This is a genomic window from Zoogloea sp. LCSB751, assembly GCF_002028455.1.
In the GTDB taxonomy this organism is placed as follows: Bacteria; Pseudomonadota; Gammaproteobacteria; order Burkholderiales; family Rhodocyclaceae; genus Zoogloea.
Window position 1 is genome coordinate 84,142 of the sequence record NZ_MWUM01000019.1, and the last position, 23,251, is coordinate 107,392.

At 60.1% G+C, this 23,251-nt stretch carries 15 protein-coding genes; 11 read left to right on the top strand and 4 right to left on the bottom strand.

Going from position 1 to position 23,251, the window contains the following annotated elements; translation table 11 throughout:
* Positions 1-34: 34 nt before the first annotated feature.
* Both B4920_RS18820 and cadR read right to left on the bottom strand, forming a co-directional pair.
* A complete protein-coding gene (locus B4920_RS18820; protein WP_079436220.1) occupies positions 35-1,963 on the bottom strand; it encodes an FTR1 family protein in 1,929 nt (642 codons plus the stop codon).
* Between the two features lie 172 nt (positions 1,964-2,135).
* Positions 2,136-2,627, bottom strand: coding sequence for a Cd(II)/Pb(II)-responsive transcriptional regulator (gene cadR, locus B4920_RS18825; protein WP_079436221.1), 492 nt, complete (start codon positions 2,625-2,627; stop codon positions 2,136-2,138).
* Positions 2,628-2,870: 243 nt separating this feature from the next.
* Here cadR and B4920_RS18830 point away from each other — a divergent pair, with 243 nt between their 5' ends.
* The 8 genes from B4920_RS18830 to B4920_RS18860 all read left to right on the top strand — a co-directional run bounded on the left by B4920_RS18830 (position 2,871) and on the right by B4920_RS18860 (position 14,042).
* Positions 2,871-5,000: a cation-translocating P-type ATPase gene (locus tag B4920_RS18830; RefSeq protein ID WP_254050988.1), complete on the top strand. Its 2,130-nt coding sequence runs from the start codon at positions 2,871-2,873 to the stop codon at positions 4,998-5,000.
* Between the two features lie 30 nt (positions 5,001-5,030).
* Positions 5,031-5,387: a DUF2946 family protein gene (locus tag B4920_RS31005; protein WP_347249816.1), complete on the top strand. Its 357-nt coding sequence runs from the start codon at positions 5,031-5,033 to the stop codon at positions 5,385-5,387.
* A gap of 134 nt (positions 5,388-5,521) precedes the next feature.
* The gene (locus tag B4920_RS18835) at positions 5,522-6,814 is read left to right on the top strand and encodes a TolC family protein (RefSeq protein WP_079436223.1); all 1,293 of its coding nucleotides are present in this window, start codon (positions 5,522-5,524) and stop codon (positions 6,812-6,814) included.
* 18 nt (positions 6,815-6,832) lie between these two features.
* Entirely contained in the window at positions 6,833-8,071 is a 1,239-nt protein-coding gene (locus B4920_RS18840; RefSeq protein WP_079436224.1) for an efflux RND transporter periplasmic adaptor subunit, read from the top strand.
* Between the two features lie 17 nt (positions 8,072-8,088).
* Positions 8,089-11,253 (top strand): CusA/CzcA family heavy metal efflux RND transporter, encoded by a 3,165-nt coding sequence (locus tag B4920_RS18845; protein WP_079436225.1) that lies wholly within the window; start codon positions 8,089-8,091, stop codon positions 11,251-11,253.
* A gap of 148 nt (positions 11,254-11,401) precedes the next feature.
* Complete coding sequence (locus tag B4920_RS18850; protein WP_079436226.1) at positions 11,402-12,682, top strand: site-specific integrase; 1,281 nt, start codon at positions 11,402-11,404, stop codon at positions 12,680-12,682.
* Between the two features lie 5 nt (positions 12,683-12,687).
* Positions 12,688-13,353, top strand: coding sequence for a hypothetical protein (locus B4920_RS18855; RefSeq protein ID WP_079436227.1), 666 nt, complete (start codon positions 12,688-12,690; stop codon positions 13,351-13,353).
* The gene (locus tag B4920_RS18860; protein WP_079436228.1) at positions 13,350-14,042 is read left to right on the top strand and encodes a PIN domain-containing protein; all 693 of its coding nucleotides are present in this window, start codon (positions 13,350-13,352) and stop codon (positions 14,040-14,042) included. Before B4920_RS18855 ends, B4920_RS18860 begins: the two co-directional genes overlap by 4 nt.
* A gap of 17 nt (positions 14,043-14,059) precedes the next feature.
* Here B4920_RS18860 and tnpC read toward each other — a convergent pair whose 3' ends face one another.
* Positions 14,060-14,416 (bottom strand): Tn3 family transposase post-transcriptional regulator TnpC, encoded by a 357-nt coding sequence (gene tnpC, locus B4920_RS18865; protein WP_079436229.1) that lies wholly within the window; start codon positions 14,414-14,416, stop codon positions 14,060-14,062.
* Entirely contained in the window at positions 14,413-17,448 is a 3,036-nt protein-coding gene (locus tag B4920_RS18870) for a Tn3 family transposase (protein WP_079436230.1), read from the bottom strand. Before B4920_RS18870 ends, tnpC begins: the two co-directional genes overlap by 4 nt.
* A gap of 165 nt (positions 17,449-17,613) precedes the next feature.
* Between B4920_RS18870 and B4920_RS18875 the strand changes: the two genes are divergently transcribed.
* Genes B4920_RS18875 through B4920_RS18885 form a run of 3 tightly spaced genes read left to right on the top strand, consistent with a single transcriptional unit; the run spans position 17,614 to position 22,984 of the window.
* Positions 17,614-20,820, top strand: coding sequence for an ATP-binding protein (locus tag B4920_RS18875; protein ID WP_161493337.1), 3,207 nt, complete (start codon positions 17,614-17,616; stop codon positions 20,818-20,820).
* Positions 20,820-21,824, top strand: coding sequence for an HD domain-containing phosphohydrolase (locus B4920_RS18880; RefSeq protein ID WP_079436232.1), 1,005 nt, complete (start codon positions 20,820-20,822; stop codon positions 21,822-21,824). Before B4920_RS18875 ends, B4920_RS18880 begins: the two co-directional genes overlap by 1 nt.
* Positions 21,821-22,984 carry a PleD family two-component system response regulator gene (locus B4920_RS18885; protein ID WP_079436233.1) on the top strand — a complete coding sequence of 388 codons (1,164 nt, stop codon included), beginning with the start codon at positions 21,821-21,823 and terminating at the stop codon, positions 22,982-22,984. The genes B4920_RS18880 and B4920_RS18885 overlap by 4 nt, the downstream gene beginning before the upstream one ends.
* Positions 22,985-23,251: the final 267 nt, after the last annotated feature.

A 23,251-nucleotide genomic window follows, 5' to 3' on the forward strand; every position in this document is an offset into this window, starting at 1 on the left:
TGTCCTCGCCAAAGGCCGGGGGACAACGACGTTATCACGATTGCGTGGCGGCCCGTTGCGACCTCAAATTGTAGGCGACGCTTGCCACAATAATGAGCAGGATCAGGACCTGTGCGGTAACGGTCTGGATCGACGGGTAAACGCCAAGAACATCGATGCGCGGTATCGAGATAGGCGTGATCTGCAGGATGCCGACCTTTTGCAGTGCGGCCACACCTTTGCCCATCAGAACGACGGCGAGCACCCCCACGAGGGCTGAACTGAAGGCAAAGAACTGGTTGATCGGCAGACGTGCCGCGGAGCGCAGGAGTACCGCTGCGACCGCCGCCAGGATGACCACGCCGGAGGCAAGGCCGGCAAGCAAATAGACGCCATTGTCCTGGGTCCAGAGCGCAGCATAGAAGAGGACCGTTTCGAAGACTTCACGATAGACGGTGACGAACGACAACACGAACAGCATCAGCGCCGATTTCTTGCTCAGCGCGGACGACAGTTTTTCCTTCACGTAGGTTTGCCAACGGCCTGCAAGACTCTTCTGGTGCATCCACATGCCCACGGCCAGGAGCACAACGGCGGCAAACACGGCGGAAACGCCCTCCGTCATCTCGCGGCTGGCGCCGCTCACATCCACGACATAGGTGGCCACCAACCAGGTCAGGCCCCCGGCGGCGAGCGCTGTCATCCATCCCGCATGTACATAGGGCAGTACATCGGTCCGGTCCGCTTTTTTCAGGAATGCCATCATTGCGACGACCACCAGCAAGGCTTCCAGGCCTTCCCGCAGCAGGATGGTCAGTGCGCCAAGGAAGGTCGAGAGGGCGTCTTTGGTGCCCCCCAAGGCCTCCTGCGCTTCATCGAGCTGGGCTTGCAGTTGCTGGGCAATGTCGTGGGCACGCTCGACCTGCCCGGCAGTCAGTGCATTGCGGTAGAGCCCCATCGTCTTTTCGATGTCGTGGAAAAGCGCTTGATTCTTGGCGGCCAGCGCCGGCTCGACGGGCTCGAAGCCATCCAGATAGGCCGACAATGCCAGCTGCGAGGCCAAGCGTTCGTTTCCGTTGTCCAGCGCGACAACGCTCTCCCTCAGCTTGTCTTTCGCGATCTGTATGCTGCCCGTGTTTGACGTTGCGAGTAACTGGGGCGTGCTCCGTAGGTAGGCGGTGAGCTGGCGAGCGGCATCGGCGCCGACGGTCTTGGCGAGCGCTGCCTCGGAATGCTGGCTCAGCGTCGCCAGGGTCGGCACGGCCTCACGGAGGGCAGGTTGCGCGGCCCACAATTTGGCCCCTGCCTGCTGATCGGCCTCGGAGTACGACAGCGTCGAGGCGAAGTAGGCCAGTGCCCAGCGGTCTTCGTCCGAGAGCTGTACGAATCCCGGCATGGACGTTCCCGCCACACCTCGCGTGATGATCTGCTGAAGCGCAAACACACTGCGCTCCCGGGCGCGTTCGTGGTCGGCCAGCGCGATGGGAGGTGGGTTCAGCTTGGCAGCGAGTGGGCCGTCCGCATGCCCCGAGACGCCGTGGCACGACGCGCATTGGCTCTGATAGAGCGTGGCGCCCCGTTGTAGATCGGGCAACTTGCCGGGGGCCATCGAGACCGGATAGGCCGCGATGAGTCCGCCTGCCAATTTGCGTGCCTGTTCTCCCACAGATGCGGCCGAAGCCTTTTGTGCGATGAGCGCACGTAGCGCCGCTGCATCGCTCGCCAGGGTCGGAGCGGCCGGCACCGCTGGCAATTCGGCCAACTGTCGTTCTGCGGCCTGTGCGAACTCCTGCATCTCGGCATATTCGGCTTCGTTGGCGACCTGTCCCTCATTAACGGAACGGCCATAGTCGACGGCAAGGTAATCCAGCAGCTGCCAGATCTGCTTGGTCTTGTCTTGCGTCGCTTGAGGCGCAACTTGGGCGATCGAGACCGTCGCAACCAAAGAAAACAGAACGATTGAAAGGAGACGCAGGGCTTGCATGAGGGGTCTTACCGTTGAATGTCTTTTTTTGATTCTGCGTCCAAATGAGAATGCGTGCAATTCCTTTTCTCATGCGCGATCCTTCCCAACGCGAATCGCGTCGCTTCACGACGCCTCACGCCTGAGACGCGGCAGATGATGGCCCTGGGGTTGCGCAAGGCACCTTCAACCATCACGCGCCGCCTCCCTGTCTTGGGGGCACATGCTGTCGCCCACCGGCATGCGTGGCGGCGAGATGGCTCTCCGATGCGGCGGGCGTGGTGAGCTCTGCCCCTCCATGGGATAGCTCGTTCAAGATCCCGCACTCGGCCGCTTGTCGGCCTTCCTGGCAACACTCGCGCAACGTCTGAAGCTGCTTTTCCAACTGCTGCAACTCCCGTATCCGCTCGGCAACGTGGCCGATATGGGCATCGAGCAACGCGTTGACGTCTTCGCAACTCTCCGACGGAGTGTCCCTGAAACGCAGGAGCACCCGGATTTCGTCCTGCGTCATGTCAAGGGAGCGACATCGCCGAATGAAGGCGAGGCGTTCGAGATGAACGGCATCGTAGATCCGATAGTTGCCTTCCGTCCGCGCAGCACGCGGGAGCAACCCTTCGCGCTCGTAGTAACGAATGGTGTCCACCGGCGTACCTGTCTGCTGGGCGAGCTGACCGATTTTCATTGCAAGGCCTGAAGCCCGGCGTGGGCTCAAAAGTGAATCGAGGAAGGTCATCACCTTACCCGCTTGACTCTGGAGTTGCTACAGGGTTTTTAATGATGGAAAGAGGAGAGCACCATGAAACCATTGCCCATCAGTCTGCAATCCGAGACGCAGCCCCCATCCTGCGGTTGCGGTAGCACGTGCCACGCACCGGGGGCATCCGCGACGGACGATACCCTTCGAGCTGACTCCGTACGAGAGGGCTTGCTACTCCACATTCCAGCAATGGATTGTCCTGCTGAAGAGAGCGAGATCCGCCGGGCTGTCGAGCATGTCGAGGCTATCGGTGGGCTCCGTTTTGACTTGTCGGCCCGTACCCTGCGCATCGATGCGCCGGAAGACGCTTTGCCGACAATCATCGACGCCATCCGCAAGGCGGGCTTTGCTACAGAGCTCGTCAAGCCGGGCACGCCGGTGGGCAAAGATCGCGACGGCATTCCCCGTGGCATCGCTGTTCTTGCGATGGCGCTCGCTCTGGCGTTGGGTGCAGAGCTCTTGGCTTACCTGATGCCCCAAGTGCTTCTAGCCAAGATGGCCGGGATGGGTTTGGCGGCAACAGCGATCATGATGGCCGGGTTTTCAACCTACAGCAAAGGGCTTGCTGCCCTGTCTCAGGGACGTCTGAATATCAATGCGTTGATGTCGGTAGCGGTTACAGGTGCATTTGCCATCGGCCAGTGGCCTGAAGCCGCCATGGTGATGGCTTTATATGCCATTGCAGAGCTGATCGAAGCAAGGTCGGTCGATCGGGCGCGGAACGCCATCAAGAGTTTGCTCGCACTCACACCCGAAACCGCTGAAGTGAAACAAGCCAATGGTAACTGGGAAGAGCTTTCCTCCCGCGACGTGATGCTTGCTGCAGTCGTCAGGGTCAAACCTGGCGCACGCATTCCGTTGGATGGCGTCGTGACTGCCGGCAGCAGTGCGGTCAATCAGGCACCGGTTACCGGGGAAAGCCTGCCTGTGGACAAGGCCATCGGCGACACGGTCTTTGCAGGGACGATCAACGAATCGGGGCTACTGGAGTTCAAGGTTACCGCCCGATCCAATGAGACCACACTGGCCCGGATCATCCACGCGGTTGAAACAGCTCAAGGCAGCAAGGCGCCCATGCAGCGTTTTGTCGATCGCTTCGCGGCCCTCTACACGCCCGCCGTGTTCGTGATCGCACTGGCCGTGGCGCTCCTGACCCCGTGGTGGTTGGAATGGAGCTGGTCTCAAGCGCTTTACAAAGCCTTGGTCCTTCTTGTGATCGCCTGTCCCTGTGCCTTGGTGATTGCAACGCCCGTTACGGTGGTGAGTGGGCTCGCCAGAGCAGCACGTCGGGGAATTTTGATCAAAGGCGGCGTTTATCTGGAAGATGCCCGTAAGCTGAAAGTCATTGCCCTCGACAAGACGGGGACGATAACCGAAGGAAAACCGAAGCTGGTCGCAACCGAAATTCTGGACCAGACAGTATCCGAGAAAGTGATTTTGGATTGGGCCGGTAGCCTGGCTGCCCTCTCTAACCACCCGGTATCGAAAGCCATTTCAACGGCACTGGCGCCCGCCGCCACCGTTGTCGATGACTTCATGTCGCTGCCGGGGCGTGGTGTCCAGGGGCGCATCGGTAACCAAGACCTGATCCTTGGGAATCATCGTTTGATCGAGGAACGCAAACTGTGCGGTCCTGCCATTGAAGCTCGCCTCGTCGAACACGAGGCCCAAGGGCGCACGATGACACTCCTGGCCAACGAAAGCGGAGTGCTGGCGATCTTCGCCGTTGCCGACACGATCAAACCTCATGCCCGGGAAGCCATCTCGACATTGCATGCCTTGGGAGTCAAGGCAGTCATGCTGTCTGGCGACAACCAGGCAACGGCTCAAGCCGTTGCCGAACAGGCAAATGTGGACGATGCACGCGGGAATCTACTGCCTGACGACAAGCTCAAGGCCATCGAAGCCTTGCAGAAAGAATTTGGCCCCACGGCGATGACCGGTGACGGGATCAATGATGCGCCAGCCTTGGCGCGCGCCGATATCGGCATAGCAATGGGGGCTGCTGGAACGGATACCGCCATGGAAGCCGCCGACATCGTGATCATGAACGATGATCTGCGCCGTATCCCTGAAGCCATTCAGCTTTCGCGCACGACGTACCGGGTGCTCTGGCAGAACATCATTCTGGCGCTGGGAATCAAGGCGATCTTCCTGGTCCTGGCCCTGCTAGGCAGTGCCACTATGTGGATGGCGGTGTTTGCCGACATGGGAGCCAGCTTATTGGTGGTCGGCAACGGGCTGCGACTGCTACGCCTTGGGCAACCTGACGATCAGTCCACCAAGGTTCACGTCTGAGTTGAAACATCTTCCGGGATACTTTTGAACATGCGTTTTTGGGTTGCCCTCCTTCTGGCTGTATTCATGCCGCTCCAGCTCAGTTGGTCAGCGGTGGGTGCTTATTGCCAGCATGAGACCGGGGAGAAAGCCGGCCATTTCGGGCATCACAGTCACGAGCACAAAGCATCGAAGGCGGAGACCTCAAAGCAATCTAATTCTGGCGAAGGTGTCTCCATCGATGGAGACTGTGGGCTGTGCCACTACAGCGCCCTCAAGATTCTCGGTCAAGACACGCTCTGCCTGCCTTGGTGCCCGGTGCCCTCTGCTCCGGAATCAACGCCAGCCTTCTTTCGCACCCACATCCCCCCAGGCCCCGAACGGCCCAACTGGCTTGCTGCGCTCTGATTCGGCGCAGCGACCTGCTTTAGTTTCCACTAGGTTCCACTTAGAGCCCGCCTCCAGGCGGCGCCTGCGCCGGATCTCGTTTGTTTCGTCGTTCTGTCGGTTTCGGCCGACGACTTCACAACAAGGAGATTTCAATGCGCACCCCCGTGCCATTCAGAACCGCATTTCCGCTGCTCGCGGTCCTTTTTGCGACCGCATTCGGTGTCCAGGCTCAGGTGCCGACATCGCTTGCCACGCAAACCGTCGTACGCAATCAGCTTCCCGTCGAAGCCGGTGGCCCGTTGACCCTCGCCGCCGCGCTTGATCTGGCCCTCCGGGCCAACCCCGACATCACCGTAGCACTACGCGAGCGCGAAGCCAGTGAAGGCGCTGTGATTCAGGGACGTGCCCGGCCCAATCCGTCCATTGAGTATCTTGTGGAGGACACCCGCGCCACGACCCGTACCACAACCGTACAGCTCAATCAGCCCATCGAGCTGGCAGGCAAGCGGAGTGCCCGGATTGCGATCGCCGAGCGTGGCCGGGACATTGCCGACATTGAGCTGGCCACTCGCCGTGCCGAGATCCGGGCCTCGGTGGTCAGCGCCTTTTTTGACGTACTTTCAACACAAGAGCGGACCCGGCTCGCAAAAGAGACCGTCACCCTCGCGGAGCGAGCCACAGCTGCGGTTTCCAAGCGTGTCATCGCCGGAAAAGTCTCTCCCGTCGAGGAGACCAAGGCGCGTGTCGCGGAAGCCGGGGTCCGGGTCGAACTGGCTCAGGCTCAAGGTGAGCTGCGGGTTGCCCGTCAGCGGCTGACAGGGCTCTGGGGCAATCCGATCCCGCGATTCGAACGTGCAGAAGGTGACGTCGACACGCTTCCGCCAATACCGTCTTCCAACACGGTCGAGCAGCGTATCGAGGCATCACCCGTCCTAAAGCGGGCCTCAGTCGAGATCACGCGGCGCACCTCTGTCACGGCGCTGGAGCGTGCCCGGCGCATTCCTGACCCAACAATCAGCGTCGGGGTAAAACGTGCCGAGGAGCTTGGTCGAGATCAACTCCTCGTGGGCGTGTCCATCCCAATTCCCGTCTTCGACAGCAACCGCGGCAACCTCCTCGAAGCCCTCAAGCGGGAAGACAAGGCGCGGGACGAACATACCGCCCTGCGGGTCCGGCTTACCGGTGATGTCCTGCAGGCCCGTGAGCGGCTGAGCAACAGCCGACTTGAGCTCGAATCCCTACAACGCGACGTGCTGCCCGGGGCGCAACTGGCCTACGAGAACGCAGCGAAGGGTTTTGAGCTGGGCAAATTCAGCTTTCTCGATGTCCTCGATGCCCAGCGGACGCTATTCCAGGCACGTAACCAATACCTGCGCGCCGTAACCGACACCCATCGGGCCTCGGCCGAAATCGATCGCCTTCTGGCTGATCGTATCTCTGAATAACGCAAGGAGGATTCCAAGATGAATCTGAAGAACATGACGACCCGGATCAGCCGAAAGCACCTGATCGCCGTAGCCCTGATCATCGCCTTTGGCGGAGTAGCAGGAGGGTTCATTCTGCACAGCGGACAGGCAGCCAAGGCAGACGGCACCCACGCCAACGATGCTGCACATGATGACGCGGAACACCATAACAAGCCCGCGACGGAGATTCCACCGGACCGAGAGGAAGGCAAGGTCGAGCTCAGCGACGAGCAGATCAAGACCGCAGGAATTGAGATCGACAAAGCCGGCCCAGCCCGGATTCGATCATCTCTGCAACTCCCCGGGGAAATTCGCTTCAATGAGGATCGCACAGCGCACGTCGTTCCGCGTGTTGCCGGGGTCGTGCAGAGTGTGTCGGCCAATCTGGGACAGATCGTCAAGAAAGGGCAAGTGCTGGCCGTACTGGCAAGCCCGGCGCTTTCTGAACAACGTAGCGAGTTGATGGCGGCTCAGAAGCGGTTGAGCTTTGCCAGAACAGCCTATGAGCGGGAGCAGAAGCTGTGGGAGCAAAAAATCTCCGCCGAGCAGGACTACCTGCAGGCACAACAGGTGTTGCGTGAGGCCGAAATTGCCGTTGCCAACGTGCAGCAGAAGCTCACCGCCATTGGTGCCAGTGTGGATGCGGATGGCAGCCTCAACCGTTACGTGCTCCGTGCCCCCTTCGATGGAATGATCGTCGAAAAGCACATTGCCCTGGGCGAAGCGGTCAAGGAAGACGGCCAGGTGTTCACGATCTCCGACCTGTCGACCGTATGGGCGGAAATCAGTGTTCCGGCCAAGGATCTGGCCCGGGTCCGGGTTGGCGAGAAGGTCACCATCAGGGCCTCGTCCTTCGACTCCACGGCGACCGGCACCGTGGCCTATGTGGGCGCGCTCATTGGCGAGCAGACCCGTACGGCACGGGCTCGGGTGCTCCTCTCGAATCCCCACGGAAGCTGGCGTCCCGGCCTCTTCGTCAACGTGGAAGTGATCTCGAACGAAACCGAAGTGCCGGTCGCCGTGCTTTCGGAAGCCATTCAAAGCATGGACGGAAAGAGCGTCGTGTTCGTCCGGGTCAGCGATGGTTTTGTGACTCAGCCCGTCCAGATCGGGCGTAGCGATGGAGCACGCACCGAAATCCTGTCCGGACTCAAGACAGGCACCCCCTATGCCACTGCCGGCAGCTTCGTGCTCAAGGCGGAAATCGGCAAAGGCTCGGCTGAACACGAGCATTAAGGAAAAGGTGAACGATCATGTTTGAACGCATCATTCGCTTTTCCATTGAACAGCGCTGGCTCATCCTTCTGGCGGTTTTCGGGATGGCTGCGCTGGGGGTCTTTAGTTACCAGAAGCTTCCCATCGACGCCGTGCCTGACATCACCAATGTCCAGGTCCAGATCAATACCCTGGCCCCGGGTTACTCCCCGCTTGAAACGGAGCAGCGGGTGACCTACCCCCTTGAAACGGTGATGGCTGGTCTGCCCAACCTGGTCCAGACACGCTCCTTGTCTCGCTACGGTCTGTCCCAGGTGACGGTGATCTTCAAGGATGGGACCGACATCTACTTCGCACGGCAACTGGTGAACGAACGGATCCAGGGCGCGCGGGACAAGCTGCCCGCCGGCATATCGCCAGCCCTGGGGCCGATATCAACCGGGCTCGGCGAGATCTACCTATGGACGGTGGAAGCAAAGGAAGACGCCAGGAAACCGGATGGCAGCCCCTACACCCCCATCGACCTACGGGAGATACAGGATTGGATCATCAAGCCACAACTGCGCAATGTGCCGGGCGTGACGGAAATCAATTCCATTGGCGGCTATGCCAAGGAGTATCAGGTCGCTCCCTTGCCGGAACGCCTGGCGGCCTATGGCATGACACTCCAGGAGATCGTCACGGCGCTGGAGCGCAACAACGGCAACGTCGGGGCCGGCTACATCGAAAAGCGAGGGGAGCAATACCTGGTTCGTGCCCCCGGACAGGTGAAGACCGAAGAGGACATTCGCAACGTCATCATTGGCACTGCCCAAGGTCTCCCCATCCGCATCCGTGACGTGGCCGAGGTAGGCATTGGCCGGGAGCTTCGCACTGGGGCTGCCACCGATAATGGTCGTGAGGTGGTACTCGGCACCGTCTTCATGCTGATCGGCCAGAATAGCCGCACAGTTTCCCAGGCCGTGGCCAAGAAAATGGAGGAGATCAACCGCAACCTGCCTGCCGGGGTGGAGGCAGTCACCGTCTATGACCGCACCACGCTGGTGGACAAGGCGATTGCCACGGTGAAAAAGAACCTCCTGGAAGGCGCCATTCTCGTCATCGCCATCCTGTTCCTGTTCCTCGGCAACATCCGGGCCGCACTTATCACCGCCTGCATCATCCCTCTGGCGATGCTGTTTACGTTCTCAGGCATGGTGGCCAACAAGGTGAGTGCCAACCTGATGAGTCTCGGGGCGCTCGATTTCGGCATCATCATCGACGGTGCCGTGGTGATCGTCGAGAACTGTGTCCGCCGGCTATCCCATGCGCGGGCATCCCTGGGCCGTCCCCTGAACCGGACGGAGCGCTTCCACGAGGTTTTCAAAGCCTCGCGCGAGTCGCGTCGAGCATTGCTTTTTGGGCAACTGATCATCATGGTGGTCTACCTGCCGATCTTTGCCCTGACCGGCGTCGAGGGCAAGATGTTCCATCCGATGGCCTTTACCGTCGTCATTGCACTCCTGGGCGCGATGATCCTGTCGGTGACCTTCATCCCAGCCGCGGTGGCTCTCTTCATCGGTGACAAGGTGTCCGAGAAGGAGAACCGCCTGATGCACTTGGCCAAGGAGGCCTACGCACCTGCACTCCAGTGGGCCATGAGCGCCAAGCCCGTCGTGCTCACGTTTGCCCTCGTGACAGTGATGCTCAGTGGTCTGATCGCCATGCGGATGGGCAGCGAGTTCATTCCGAATCTCAATGAAGGTGATTTCGCCATCCAGGCCCTGCGCATCCCGGGTACCAGCCTGACGCAGTCGGTAGCCATGCAGCGGCAGCTGGAGAGCCGACTGAAAGAGAAATTCCCAGAGGTCGAGCGTGTCTTTGCACGGACGGGGACGGCCGAAATCGCTTCGGACCCGATGCCGCCTAACATCTCGGATGGCTACATCATGCTCAAGCCCGAGAAGGACTGGCCCGAGCCCAGGCGAGCGCGTGACACCTTGCTGGAAGCCATTCAGGCCGAAGTGGCCACCTTGCCTGGAAACAATTATGAGTTCTCTCAACCCATCCAGCTTCGTTTTAACGAGTTGATCTCCGGTGTCCGAAGTGATGTGGCCATCAAGATCTTTGGCGACGACATGGACGTTCTGAATGGAACGGCCACGGAGATTGCCGCCATGCTGGAAAAAATCAATGGAGCCTCCGAAGTGAAGGTGGAGCAAACCACGGGCTTGCCAGTGTTGACCGTTCAAATCGACAGGGACAAGAGTTCCCGCTACGGGCTGAATGTCGGGGATGTGCAGGATGCTGTGGCGACTGCGGTCGGTGGTCGTGAAGCCGGGACCGTCTTCGAAGGCGATCGTCGTTTTGACATCCAGGTCCGGCTGCCCGACAACCTGAGGAGTGATCTGGAGGCGATCAGGCGGCTCCCGATTCCATTGCCACGCGGCGGTGCCGCAGGAGAGACCCGGGCGAATTTCATTCCACTGGCCGAGATCGCCACCCTGGACCTGGCCCCCGGCCCCAACCAGGTGAGCCGGGAAAACGGCAAACGACGAATCGTGGTGAGTGCCAATGTACGAGGTCGGGATATCGGTTCCTTCGTTGGGGAGGCCGAACGGGGTCTCTCACAAATCAAGGTACCCGCAGGATACTGGACAACGTGGGGAGGCACCTTTGAGAACCTGCAGTCCGCCACGGCACGCCTGCAAGTCGTCGTGCCCGTTGCGCTGCTTCTCGTTTTTGTGTTGCTCTTTGCGATGTTCGGCAACATAAAGGATGGCCTCCTGGTGTTTTCGGGCATCCCGTTCGCACTGACCGGAGGCATCATTGCCCTGTGGCTACGTGACATTCCCCTTTCCATCTCGGCGGCAGTGGGCTTCATTGCCTTGTGCGGCGTTGCGGTACTGAATGGCCTGGTGATGATTGCTTATATCCGCAGCCTGCGCGAGGAAGGCCAGGCGCTTGATCCCGCGATCCGCGAAGGGGCTTTGACCCGTCTGCGACCCGTTCTCATGACGGCGCTGGTGGCATCCCTGGGTTTTGTGCCGATGGCGATCGCAACAGGAACGGGTGCGGAAGTTCAGCGCCCCCTGGCCACTGTCGTGATTGGTGGCATCCTCTCATCGACCATCCTTACTCTGCTTGTGCTGCCACTGCTATATCGCTTGGCACACGGCTCAGATGAAGACAATGAAGGCGAGGATTCGCCTGGGACTAATTGATGTTTCCCTGAGCGCTCATCCACACAAGCCTGCCGGCAGCCCCATTCAACGGCGGCCGACAGGCTTGCGAGTCCGCTCATTCACCCATAGCCTTTTACGGGATTTGGCTTGTTTCCCCTGTAGTGGATTTGTCATACCCTTGCCCTTGATGAACCGCCTCGACCAATATCTTGAAGCCGCCCAGCGGGAAAACACTCGGCTGAGCTACGAGTCGGCCTTGCGACACTTCGAGGTCGAATGGGGAGGCTTCTTGCCGGCCACCACTGACTCAGTTGCCCGCTATCTGGCCGACTACGGCAGCAAGCTTGCGTCCAGCACGCTGCGCCAGCGTTTGGCAGCGCTGGCACGGTGGCATGCCGATCACGGTTTCGTTGATCCGACCAAAGCCCCCCTGATTCGCCAGGTTCTCAAGGGCATCCGTGCGCTCCATCCCAGTCAGGAGAAGCAGGCCAAACCCCTCGAACTTGACCGTCTGCAGCATATTGTCGATTGGCTTAACCGAGGGATTGCCCTTGCTCAAGAATCTGACGATCGACGGGCGCTCCTCCGGTATACCCGCGATCGGGCACTTGTCCTCGTTGGTTTCTGGCGGGGTTTCAGAGCCGACGAACTTTCCAGTCTGCGCGTTGAATACATCGAGGTCGTCCCGGGCGAAGGCTTGACCTGCTATCTCCCGCGAAGCAAAGGAGACAGGGAATTTGCGGGACGGCGCTTCCAATGTCCGGCCTTGTCGAGACTCTGTCCCGTGACCGCATATTCGACATGGATCGCAACCGCGGGACTCGTTGAGGGTGAGGTCTTTCGGAAGATTGGGCGATGGGGAAACCTCGCGCCGACGGGACTGCATCCGGGAAGCCTGATCCCGCTGCTGCGGGAGATCTTTGCTGCTGCGGGGATCGAGGAATCGGGAGACTACAGCAGTCACTCACTGCGCCGAGGCTTTGCAGGGTGGGCCCGGGCCAGCGGTTGGGACGTGAAGGACTTGATGGCCTATGTCGGCTGGAAGGACATCAAGTCGGCCATGCGTTACATCGATGCAGTGGATTCCGGGCTGCAGGCGCGATTCGAGAAGGGGTTGATCTTGCGGGAGGTGCCTGCTGAAGATAAAACCGCGCCGGCGGAGTCACGCCTTGCGTCCGAGACTGCCACTGTCCGCGTAAAACTCACGTTGATCCGTCTGAGCGAGTCAGCGCGCGGCATGAACCGGGCCCGCCAAGCCATTGAACAGCACTGCTTCGAACCCTTGAACATGCGCCGTATCAACGCGGACGGCTCCGAGTACGAACTGGCGATTCCCCTTGTATCCAGAGATGCGCTGGACGAAACGATCTATGAGTTGATCGACACGATGTATCAGCTTGCGGATGACAATCACTGCGGACTCGAAACACGCTTCCACGAACCTGCGACCAACACCACCTGGGATTGATTCACATGGATAACGATTTGGGCTCCTTCCTCGTTTTTCGGGAACTGACGGTGCGCGGCCTCTCTCCCGCCCTTGAGCGCTTGGGAGATGTGATCCAGGAGCACTTGCCCACACACTGGCTACGCGACAAGGCCAAGGAGCAGGAAAATACCCGCATGTTCGGCGATAGATCGCTGCTTGTTTTCGAGAGGGATGGTTCTGGAGGGTTACCCGCTTCCGGGGTCGCCATGCTGACTGACGGCGAGAAAGCGGAGGTCGTCAACATCGTCCCGCTCGAAAAAAGTCAGTTGTCCGTCCAGGAGTACAACGCAGTCCTGGTTGAACTGACCACAAGCGCGATACAACCTGCTGCTGTGGCATTGGGGCTCAAATGCGAACTCACCGACGACTTGAAGCCTTTTACGGCATGGGTCAGCCCCGCGGCAGGGGACGCCTTGCGGCGCTTCAGCATTCTGGCCAACCATGGAACAGGCTCGGCCCACACGCTGGACAGGGAGCGCTGGTTTGCTTTTCTTCTGCACTGCCATCAAGACCGATGCGAACTGGACACGGACATGCTGCAGCGATGGCTGATGGAGCAAGGAGGCTGGACCTTCGAGCGTGCAAGTGATCTGGCCATCGAATATGAGTTCGGACGAGGCCTTTTGAAATTTGCCGAGCAGAACGCATGAGCACCGACGATGAGGACGTTCGTCGGCCGTGGGTCTTCATTCTCGATACCTGTGTCCTGCTGGATATCGTTCGATCGCCAGTCCGACGCGAATTCTCCCCAGAGAGTTCACGAGCACTCGTCGATGTCTCCAGCCGGGTACGCGCTCAAGCTCAGGAATTCCGTATCGTCATCCCTTCGCTAGTTCGCGAAGAGTTTGAACTGAACCTACCAAAGGTCCAAGATGACGCGGTTCAAGAGCTTTCCCGGACGCTGTCGAATCTCTCCCATGCACACCAGACACTGGACATTCTGTTAGCCCGAACGCCGAGCCCTTTGACTCATGACGCGGCCCAATGGATCGCGGATTGCGTAAGCTTTGCGCGAGACCTGATCAATGCCGCCCAAGAGCTCCCGACCTCCGACGAAGATGTCCGACGTGCGGGCATGCGCTCCTTGAAAGGCGTTGCGCCTGCGAAGCGGGGCAAATCCAGCTTGCCGGATTGTGTGATTACCGAATTCGCACTGCGTATCGCCCGAGAAAACCTCCAGAATGCCGGCGCGCCCTCAGTCCTTTTCATCAGCTCCAACGATGCCGACTACTGTGACGGCCGACGCCTCACTGCATCGCTACAGACTGAATTCGATGCTGCAGGCCTGGGTTTCTGCAGAAACTGGGCGGAGTCTCGCGGAAGCATCATGCGCCGGTAGGTGAAGACCCATGCCGATCAATCCTCTAAGTGGGGTTCAAGATCCGCGAGGGGCTGAATCGCGTCTGCAATGTCGCAGCACGCCCTGGCCACCGACTGAAGCTCTTCTACCAGCGCAGCTGCCGCCTCCCACAAATCCTCCTTATAGGGCTCACTAAGCGGAGCACCGTTGATCACCGTGTGGGCCATACGGTGAAGGCGCAGGATGTCGTCTCGAATCCCATTGCTCTGTTTGAGGCGCCGCATGATCGGCTCCAGGTGTTCAACCTGCCTCAGCAACTCAGTTGTGTCATAGCCGTCTTGCAGATCAACCAGTTTGGCCGCGTTCACGTCGCCGTACGGCGTTGTTAAAAAGTTCGGAGGCGGTATTTTCATTTTGATTCAGCCTTGGTTTTTGCCTGCCGCGCATATTGGACGGAGGCCGCAGCCTCTTTGAACGTGGTGTCGCCAATCCAGGCTTCGGGCTTGCGATTGAGTTTGAGGCTGTAAACCCCGAAACGCTTCACGTGCGCCACCTGGTAGGGACTCAGGAAGGACACTTCCTCGTCCGAAATCATCCATCCCTCCCGCTTCATGCGTTGAAGCGTCCGGATCATGTCAACAGTGTTATGGAGAATCAGGGCTGAAGCCACGAGATCGTTGTAGCGCAACCGCTTCTGCTGCTCGTCCGGCTCATTGACGGCGATGACGTCTCCACCGAATGAGACCCATTTTGCAAAGCCGTTATAGGACTCGACCTTGTTGGTGTTGGCCGTGATCTCCTGGCGCATCTCCCGGTTGCCGATCCACTCCAACAGGAACATGGTCCGAACGACATTCCCCAACTCTTGAGCAGCGAAGAAAAGACGGTTCTTGCGACTGCTGGAGCCCAGCTTACGGAGCAGCGTGGCGGAAGAGATCCGGCCCGCGTAGATGGAAAGCGCAACCTGCATCAGGTCTTTCCAGTGGCGCTCGATCAACTCCCAGTTCACCACACCGGAGAACAGGCGGTTGATGTGTTCGTATTTCGCGGCCTTTTCAGGTCGGTAGAGCGTCAAATTCTTCCAGTTCCGGATTCTGGGCATCAGCTTGATGCCCAGAAGATGGGTAAAGGCGAAAACCGTCGAAGACTGCCCCTGAGTGTCGGAATGCACCGTATCGGATTCGACAGACAGGCCCGCCTTGAGCAACCCTTCGATGACGTAAATGGCCTCCCAGACACCGGGAGCGATGAAGTGCCGGAACACCGCGATGTAGTTGTTGGCAACGTGGCGGTAAGCCACAGCGCCCATCTTGCGATACCGAAAATGGTATCCGGCCAGCAGATTCTCGTCGAAGAAGTCGTATTGCGTACCGTCGGCGGCAACGGTCTTGCCGTCCCCCCAGATCTTGGGCAGATCCAGCCGAAGATAGACCTCGTTGAGTTCGCGCTGAGCGGCTTCGAGGCTCTCGATCGACAAGTGGCGGCGATTAACGAACGAGAGCATGTGCGGCGTGATGCCGTTGTTGCTTAGATGCCTCGCGGCCTGACTAGGACCCAGGTTGCAACCCATGGCAAAGATGGTCAGCAGATAGCGTTCGGCAGGCTGCTTGATCTTGGCCATGTTGCCGGAAAGCGGGCCGAAATGTCGGGTGAATCCCACCCATTGCTCGATGTTTCCCAGCACGTCAAGGATGTGCCGTGAGGGCATGCGTTCCGTCAGCGCATTCTGCAGTGCCACCGCGGATTGCGGGATTTCGCGGGCAGTCGTCTTACGCAGCACCGGCTCTCCGAAGGCATTCAGAATCACGTCACCATGGCACTCGGGAAACCTCTCGTCCAACGTCTGTGCAGTCTTGCTGAGTGCGTCGCGTAGTCCCTTCACAAAGTCATCCGACTTGAGCGGAAGTCCGATTTTCTCGCAGTAGGCGGGAAGGAGTGCCTGGCACTCTTCCCAGGGAATCAACTGATCACGGTAATCCGCGAATTCCTCCGAACCGGCGATGCTGAGATCCCCCGCGCGCAGATCCTCTGCCAGGTGTGAGAACACGCAGATTTCCAGGTGACGACGGCTGATTCCTGCATGGATGCCAGCAGTATCGCCGGTGCGCAGAAGCTTGCGCCAGCGTTCCGCGGCGAACGAGAGGTCTACGCTGTCTCCAATCCAGTCGATGCGATGCTTGTCCTGATACAGCTTGATGACTTCAAGCGCGTCGATCAATGTTCGATCCTGGCTGGTCGGACGAATATCAAGAAGATGTGCGAGCCTGAAGAGCAACGAGCGGTGAGGCCGGAAATGCTTCCAGATCAACGGCAGATAATTATTGCCGCTGCTGGCCTGTATCTGAGCACAGCGCTCTCGAACCTGTTCGATGCCTCCCGCAGGCTCAAGATACTCTCGAATCTGGGCGCCGGCAGCAGCATTGTCTGGCTCGTCCGCCAGGATCGACAACACACCGTCCAATGTTCCGACAAGGCGCTCGACCTGACCCCGCTGGTCGATCTGTATCCTTTCCAGCTCTTCCTTCGCGCGTTTGTGAATGGTGGCCACGCGGCGAAGGAACATTTCAGTCAGCTGATCTCGGGCGCGAACCTGCATGCGGTGGATCAGAGCAACCATCAGCGTGTAACGCTTGGCTTCGCCACACTCCTTCAGTTCCGATACATCGTAGACCATCGCCTGTCCGGCAAAATAACGCACCTTGGTGTCCGGGATTCCCTCGAAGACCCTCTCCAACCCAGGGATCGACTCCAGCCACTCCAGGTGATCAACCAGTGTTTCCAAGTGCTTGCGGGTCGGGCGTTTCGCTGATTTCTTGAGCCGGTTGTATTCACTTTGGCGCTGCTCGAACTTGTCCGTCTGCAGGAGCGCTTTTAGGTTTTCACGGTGCGCGTCGCCGATGCGCCCAGAAACCGATTCGAAAATCCGCGTCTGCACCGCGACATGGGCTCTCTCAGCCAGATCCTCCAGCGTCGAGAAGGCCGGGAGTTCGTATCGCACCATGATCAACCCCTCGATCATGGCATTGATGATGTCGGATCGTTGATCTAGCAGCTCAGCAGCATCGAGAGCAAGGCGTTCGGTCCGAGCCATCGAGTTCGCACCGCCGGCATAGAAAGACTGCACCTTGAGATATTCAAGAATTGCCGTTCGACGACGAGACAGCCTCATTCCATCTGAGTAATCGAAAGCGATCGAGTCACCGAGTTTCAGCTGTTTGCGGATGTGATTGATGACTTCAGGCGGGATGGACTCTTCTGGAGGGAAGTGCCAAAGATGCTGAAAGCACTTGAGCAATACTGCCAGACTGAGTCTTGCAGAAGCTGACCGTGCTTTGGCGTGTAGCCAAGGAATGTCATCCTCGGGGAGCGGGAAAAACTGCTCCAAATCATCTTGGGAGTAGAAGCTCAGGAACTGGGGGTACGCCGTGTTCTCAAGAGATGCCACCTGACACTCCACCGTCGTTATCGGACGGATGTCAGTCTAAGGTATTTTCCCGCGGTCATGCAGATACTCAACGATCCGACGTTGAAATTTGCACTCATACAAAACAAAGACTTACAGGGGATATGTATATGTTTTCCCTTCATCCCGGTCATACCCCGGCTGCAGTTGCTCAACACCGACGGCTATTGGCTGCGGAGCACCGATCCTGCGGAAGAATGGGGCTTCCTGCTGAAGCGCCCCTACAATTTCGGCACCCGTTACCCGGAAGCCTGGCATGCCATCACTGCCGCGGACAACGGCCAGCAACTCATCGCCGACGACATCTGGACCTGGTCCACCGTCGCATTGTCAAAAAGCTATGAGGGCCGTGTCGAAACCCGCAATACCTGGAAAGTGATCAGCCGCCTGCCGAACGAGGGCCTGGCGCAACTGCGCTGGGAGGTCTGGTCGCAAATCGTCGTCGGCACCCTCCTGCTCCTGACCCTTTTTGCTGTCGGATGTCGCCGGCTGGTCATTTCGAACGCCCAGCGCAACGCCTTCCACAACGCCGAGCAGATCGCCCGTGAAGAAGCCCGGGCCACCCAACTGCTTTACCAGGCTCAACAGAACTTCCAGGTCGTCTTCGAAGCCAACTCCAACGGTCTCGCGGTGGTGGACGTGAATAGCCGGATCGTCATGGCCAACAGGGAATTGGACCGGATATTCGGCTACGCCCACAAGGAACTGATCGGACAGCCGCTCAGTCGGCTGTTGCCGGACGAGAGCCGCGACGCCCATGCATCCTTTCTTGCCGCCTACTTTGACCAACCGTTCAACCGCAAGATGGGCAAGGGCGATGCCCTGTACGGCAAGCGCAAGAATGGCAGCCTGTTCCCCATCGAAGTCGGCCTGAGCCACTTTCGCGACAACGACCAGGATTTCGCGCTGGCCAATGTGGCCGACTTCACCGAACGCAACCGTGCCGAGGCGCTCGAGAAATTCCGCAGCGGCGCTCTGCAACTCATTGTCGAGGGCGCTCCACTGGAGAAGATCCTCGACACCATCGTGCACGGCATCGAGAGAATCGACCCGACCGCCCTGTGCAGCATCCTGCTCATCGGCCCCGAGGGCGGACAGCTGCTGCACAGCGCGGCCGCCAACCTGCCCAGTTTCTACATGACGGCCATCGACGGCTTACCCGTGGCCCCGGGGGAAGGCTCATGCGGCACAGCCGCCCATTCGGGTCAGCGGGTGATCGTCGAGGACATTCGGTCACACCCCTTCTGGACCAGATATCGGGACATCGCGGTACAAGCCGGGCTCGCCTCATGCTGGTCGGAACCCATCAAGGATTCGGGCCAGCACGTGCTGGGCACCTTCGCCATTTATCACCGTACACCGTCCCTGCCCACTCCGAACGACATCCAGCTGATCAGCCACGTATCCACGCTGGCCTCCCTCGCAATCGAACGCAAATACGCCGAACTCGCGCTGGCCAACTACCGGGACCATCTGGAGAACCTGGTCGAGGACCGCTCACGCACCATCAAGGAGCTCAACCTGCAGCTCGAGAAGCGGGTCGAGGAGGCCGAGGATGCCAACCGGGCAAAAAGCACCTTCCTCGCCAACATGTCCCATGAGATCCGCACGCCACTGAACGTGATCATCGGCTTCTCACAATTGCTGAAGAAACCCATCGCCGGCACGGCGCACGCCGCCAAGCTGGACGAAATCGTCGCCGCGGGACGCCACCTGCTGGCGATCATCAATGACATTCTCGACCTCTCGAAGATCGAGGCCGAACAGATACACCTGCAGAGCCAGCCTTTCCGTATCCCGGCCGTCATCGATCACGCCTACAGCATGCTGGCCATGCAGGCTGAAGAAAAAGGTCTGGACCTGCGCAGGGATATCGACGGGCGCCTGAACGACATCGTCGTCATCGGCGACTCCCTCAGACTGGGGCAGATCCTCATCAACTTCATCAACAACGCGGTCAAGTTCAGCGAGCACGGGAGCATCATCATCCACGCCCGGCTGGATGAACTGCACGATGAGATGGTTACGGTGAGGTTCGAGGTCGAAGACAAAGGTATCGGCATTTCACCGGACCAGCAGTCGCGTCTGTTTCAGGCCTTCAGCCAGGCCGACGCCTCGACATCGCGCAAGTACGGTGGAACAGGACTGGGACTGGTCATCTCGCGCAAGCTCGCCATGCTGATGGGCGGCGACGCCGGCGTACGCAGTCAACCAGGCGCAGGCAGCACGTTCTGGTTCACTGCCCGGCTGGCCCTTGGCCGCCCGGACATGCTGCTCCAGACGTCCGGACCTGACGTGGACGATGCCCCGATCCGCTCCGGTGCCAAGGTTCTTCTCGTGGAAGACAATGAACTCAATCAGGATGTGGCCAAGGAGATCCTCGCCGAGTTCGGACTCACGGTGGACATCGCCAACCACGGGGCGGAAGCCATCGACGTGGTCAAGCTCAAATCCTACGACCTCATCCTGATGGACATGCAGATGCCCGTCATGGACGGTCTGGAGGCCACCCGGCGCATCCGGGCCCTCCCGGGACTCGAGCGCGTTCCCATCGTCGCGATGACCGCCAACGCCTTCGACGAGGACCGCAAACGCTGCGAAGAGGCCGGCATGAGCGACTTCGTTGCCAAGCCGGTCGAACCTCTCATCCTCTACCGGACCCTGCTCCGCTGGCTCGGGACCGACAGCACGACACAGCCCCCGACGGGCGAATCGCCATCCATCATGCCATCCACGATTGAAGCCCCGACGACGGCAAACGCCGACGAACGGGAAGCAGGCCAGGATCTGCCCGTCATCGCGTTCGAGCGCGGTATCTCCATCTGGAAAAGCAAGGAAAAACACTTGAGCTTCCTGCAGAAGTTCGCCAGCCAGTTCGGCAACTTTGCCACGCAACTGGATGCGGCGAGTCCGGCAGATCGGGGCGCATTGATCCACAGGATCCGGGGCGCCGCCGCCAACGTCGGGCTGGAATGGCTGGCTGACACTGCCAGGACCGCCGAAGAGCAGCTCAAGCGGCAGGAGGATTGCAGTGCTGCCCTCGATGAGTTCAGGTACGCCCTGTCCATCACTCTTGCGCGAATCCCCGTCAACGCCCCGCCCTGCCCTCCGGCCGCCACCAGTCCGCCGCCTGCCGGCCCTGGCCTGGAGGAACTCTTCGGGCAACTGCGGGTGGCGCTGCAGGGGGACAACCCGGATGACGTGGAACCTTTCATCGCCCAGCTCCTGTCTCACGTACGTGCTGAGCAACTCAAGGCCCTGATCGATGCTGTCTCACGCTACGATTTCCGCGGAGCCGAAACGGTGCTCGCATCGCTCGCCCGGGAGCTCGGCATAGTCAACGGAGGTCGATGATGCCTATCGGACCCATACTCGTCGTCGACGACGAACCCCTCAACCTGGACGCCATACGCGAGGCCCTCAAGGACAACTACCGCCTGGCATTCGCCACCAGCGGCGTCGACGCGCTCGCCGCCGCACACCGGCACCACCCCGCCCTGATCCTGCTCGACATCCAGATGCCCGGCATGGACGGCTACGAAACCTGCCGCCAACTGAAGGCCGATCCACGCACTGCGGCGATCCCCGTCATCTTCGTGACCAGCCTGTCGGAGACTCCGGACGAAACCTACGGTTTCCAGGTCGGAGCGGTGGACTACATCACCAAACCCATCCACCCGGCCATCGTCCAGGTGCGAGTCGCGAACCAGCTCAACCTGGTACGCGCCTCCGAACTCGAACAGAGCTATCGGGACGCCATCACCATGCTGGGCGAAGCCGGGCATTTCAACGACACCGACACCGGCCTGCACATCTGGCGGATGGCCGCCTACGCCAGGGCGATTGCAGCAGCCACGGGCTGGAGTGAGGAAGCCTGCGCGCTGCTGGAACTCGCAGCCCCGATGCACGACACCGGCAAGATCGGCATCCCCGGCACCCTCCTGCGCAAACCCGGCAAGCTCGACGCGGACGAATGGGTTGTCATGCGCACCCACACCACCATTGGCCACGAGATCCTCAGCAAGAGCAACGCCCCGGTCTTTCAACTGGCTGCCGAGCTGGCCCTGCGCCACCACGAGAAATGGGACGGCAGCGGCTACCCGGACGGTCTGGCCGGCACCACGATTCCAGAATCGGCGCGGATCGTCGCGCTGGCCGACGTCTTCGACGCCCTGACGATGCAACGGCCATACAAGGATGCCTGGCCCATTGAGCGCGTGATAAGGTTCGTCGAAGAAAACACGGGAACCCATTTCGAGCCGCGCCTGATTGAGATATTTACCGCGATCCTCCCGCAGCTCCTGGAAATCAAGGAGACCTGGGATACGCGGGAGAACGCCATGGAAACGCAAAAATGAGTGAGGACCTGTTCGAGACCGACCGCACGCCGCGAGCGCGGGTGATGATCGTCGACGATGACGAGATTTCCGCCGGTCTGCTCGAGAGCCTGCTCGAAGACGAATTCGAGACCTGCACCCTTCCCTCTGGCGAAGCCTGCCTCGACCACCTGATCCGTTTCGGCCCCGACGTGGTGCTGCTGGACATACAAATGAGCGGGATCGACGGCTACGAGACCTGCCGCCGCCTGCATGCGCTGGAAGAGTGGTCGTCACCGACGGAGCAGCCGGTAGTGATCTTCTTTTCCGGCCATGACACCCTGGAAGAACGTCTCAAGGCCTACGAGTCGGGCGGCGACGACTTCATCGCCAAGCCACCGGCGCCGGAAGAAGTGGTGAGCAAGGTCCGCGCACTCGTCACGCTGGTGGCCGAACGCAAACGCGTGCAGTCCGAAAAGGACTCCATCCAGAAGATGGCCATGTCCTTCCTCACCAACCTGGGCGAGAGCGGCGTGGCGCTGCAGTTCCTGCGCAGCGGCCTGGCCTGCACAGACATGGCCGAACTGGCCCGACTGACGATTGCCGCCCTGCGCGACTACGAGCTGGATGCCCACGTGCAGCTCGGCGCCCTGGGCCGGGCCAGGACTTTCGTCCCGTCAGGGAGCGCGACGCCACTCGAAGAATCGGTGTTCGAGCAGGCGCGCAAGATGGAACGCATCTTCCAGTTCCGCCGCAAGATCGTCATCAACTACCCGCACGTCTCCATCCTCATCAACAACTTCCCGATCGAGGACGAGGAGCGCTGCGGGCGCCTGCGCGATCACCTGGCAATCATCGCCGAAGGCTGCGAGGCTAGCATGCTGGCCCTGCTGCGCGACACCGAGATCCGGGCCCGCACCAGCCTGCTGCAGGACACCGCCGCCGGCGTCGAGCACGCCATCGTCACCCTGCGCGAGCAGTACCGGACGCTGCAGGCGGAAACCCGCCTCAGCCTGCACGAGCTCAACCAGTTCTTTGCCAAGGAGCTGATGTATCTCGGCCTCTCGGACGTCCAGGAAGAACAGATGCTGTCCATGCTGTCCCGCGGCATCGAGCAGACCCTGGCGGCTTTCGACAGGGGACTGGACTTCGACTCCCAGCTGGGTGGCCTGCTGGCCAACATCCGCGCGGGCAAGGATTAGACAAACGGATACAGTGCGCCCTGGCGCAGGGTATCCGGGACATAGCTGTGGGCTTGCCCGTTGGGGCGAATTCATTCGCTCCAACGAGCGCAAGCTCCTGCAGGGTCAGGCGGTTTCCCAGCCTGGCCCCGCAGGGCCGCGCCGGTTTTAGAACACGTGGTTCACACCCAGCATGTAGCCGTTCGGGTCGTAGCCCGGCTTGGCGACGGTGCCGACCAGGTTGCCGCCGTCGGTCAGGCTGTAGGTGCCGTTGGCCTTGTTGAGCAC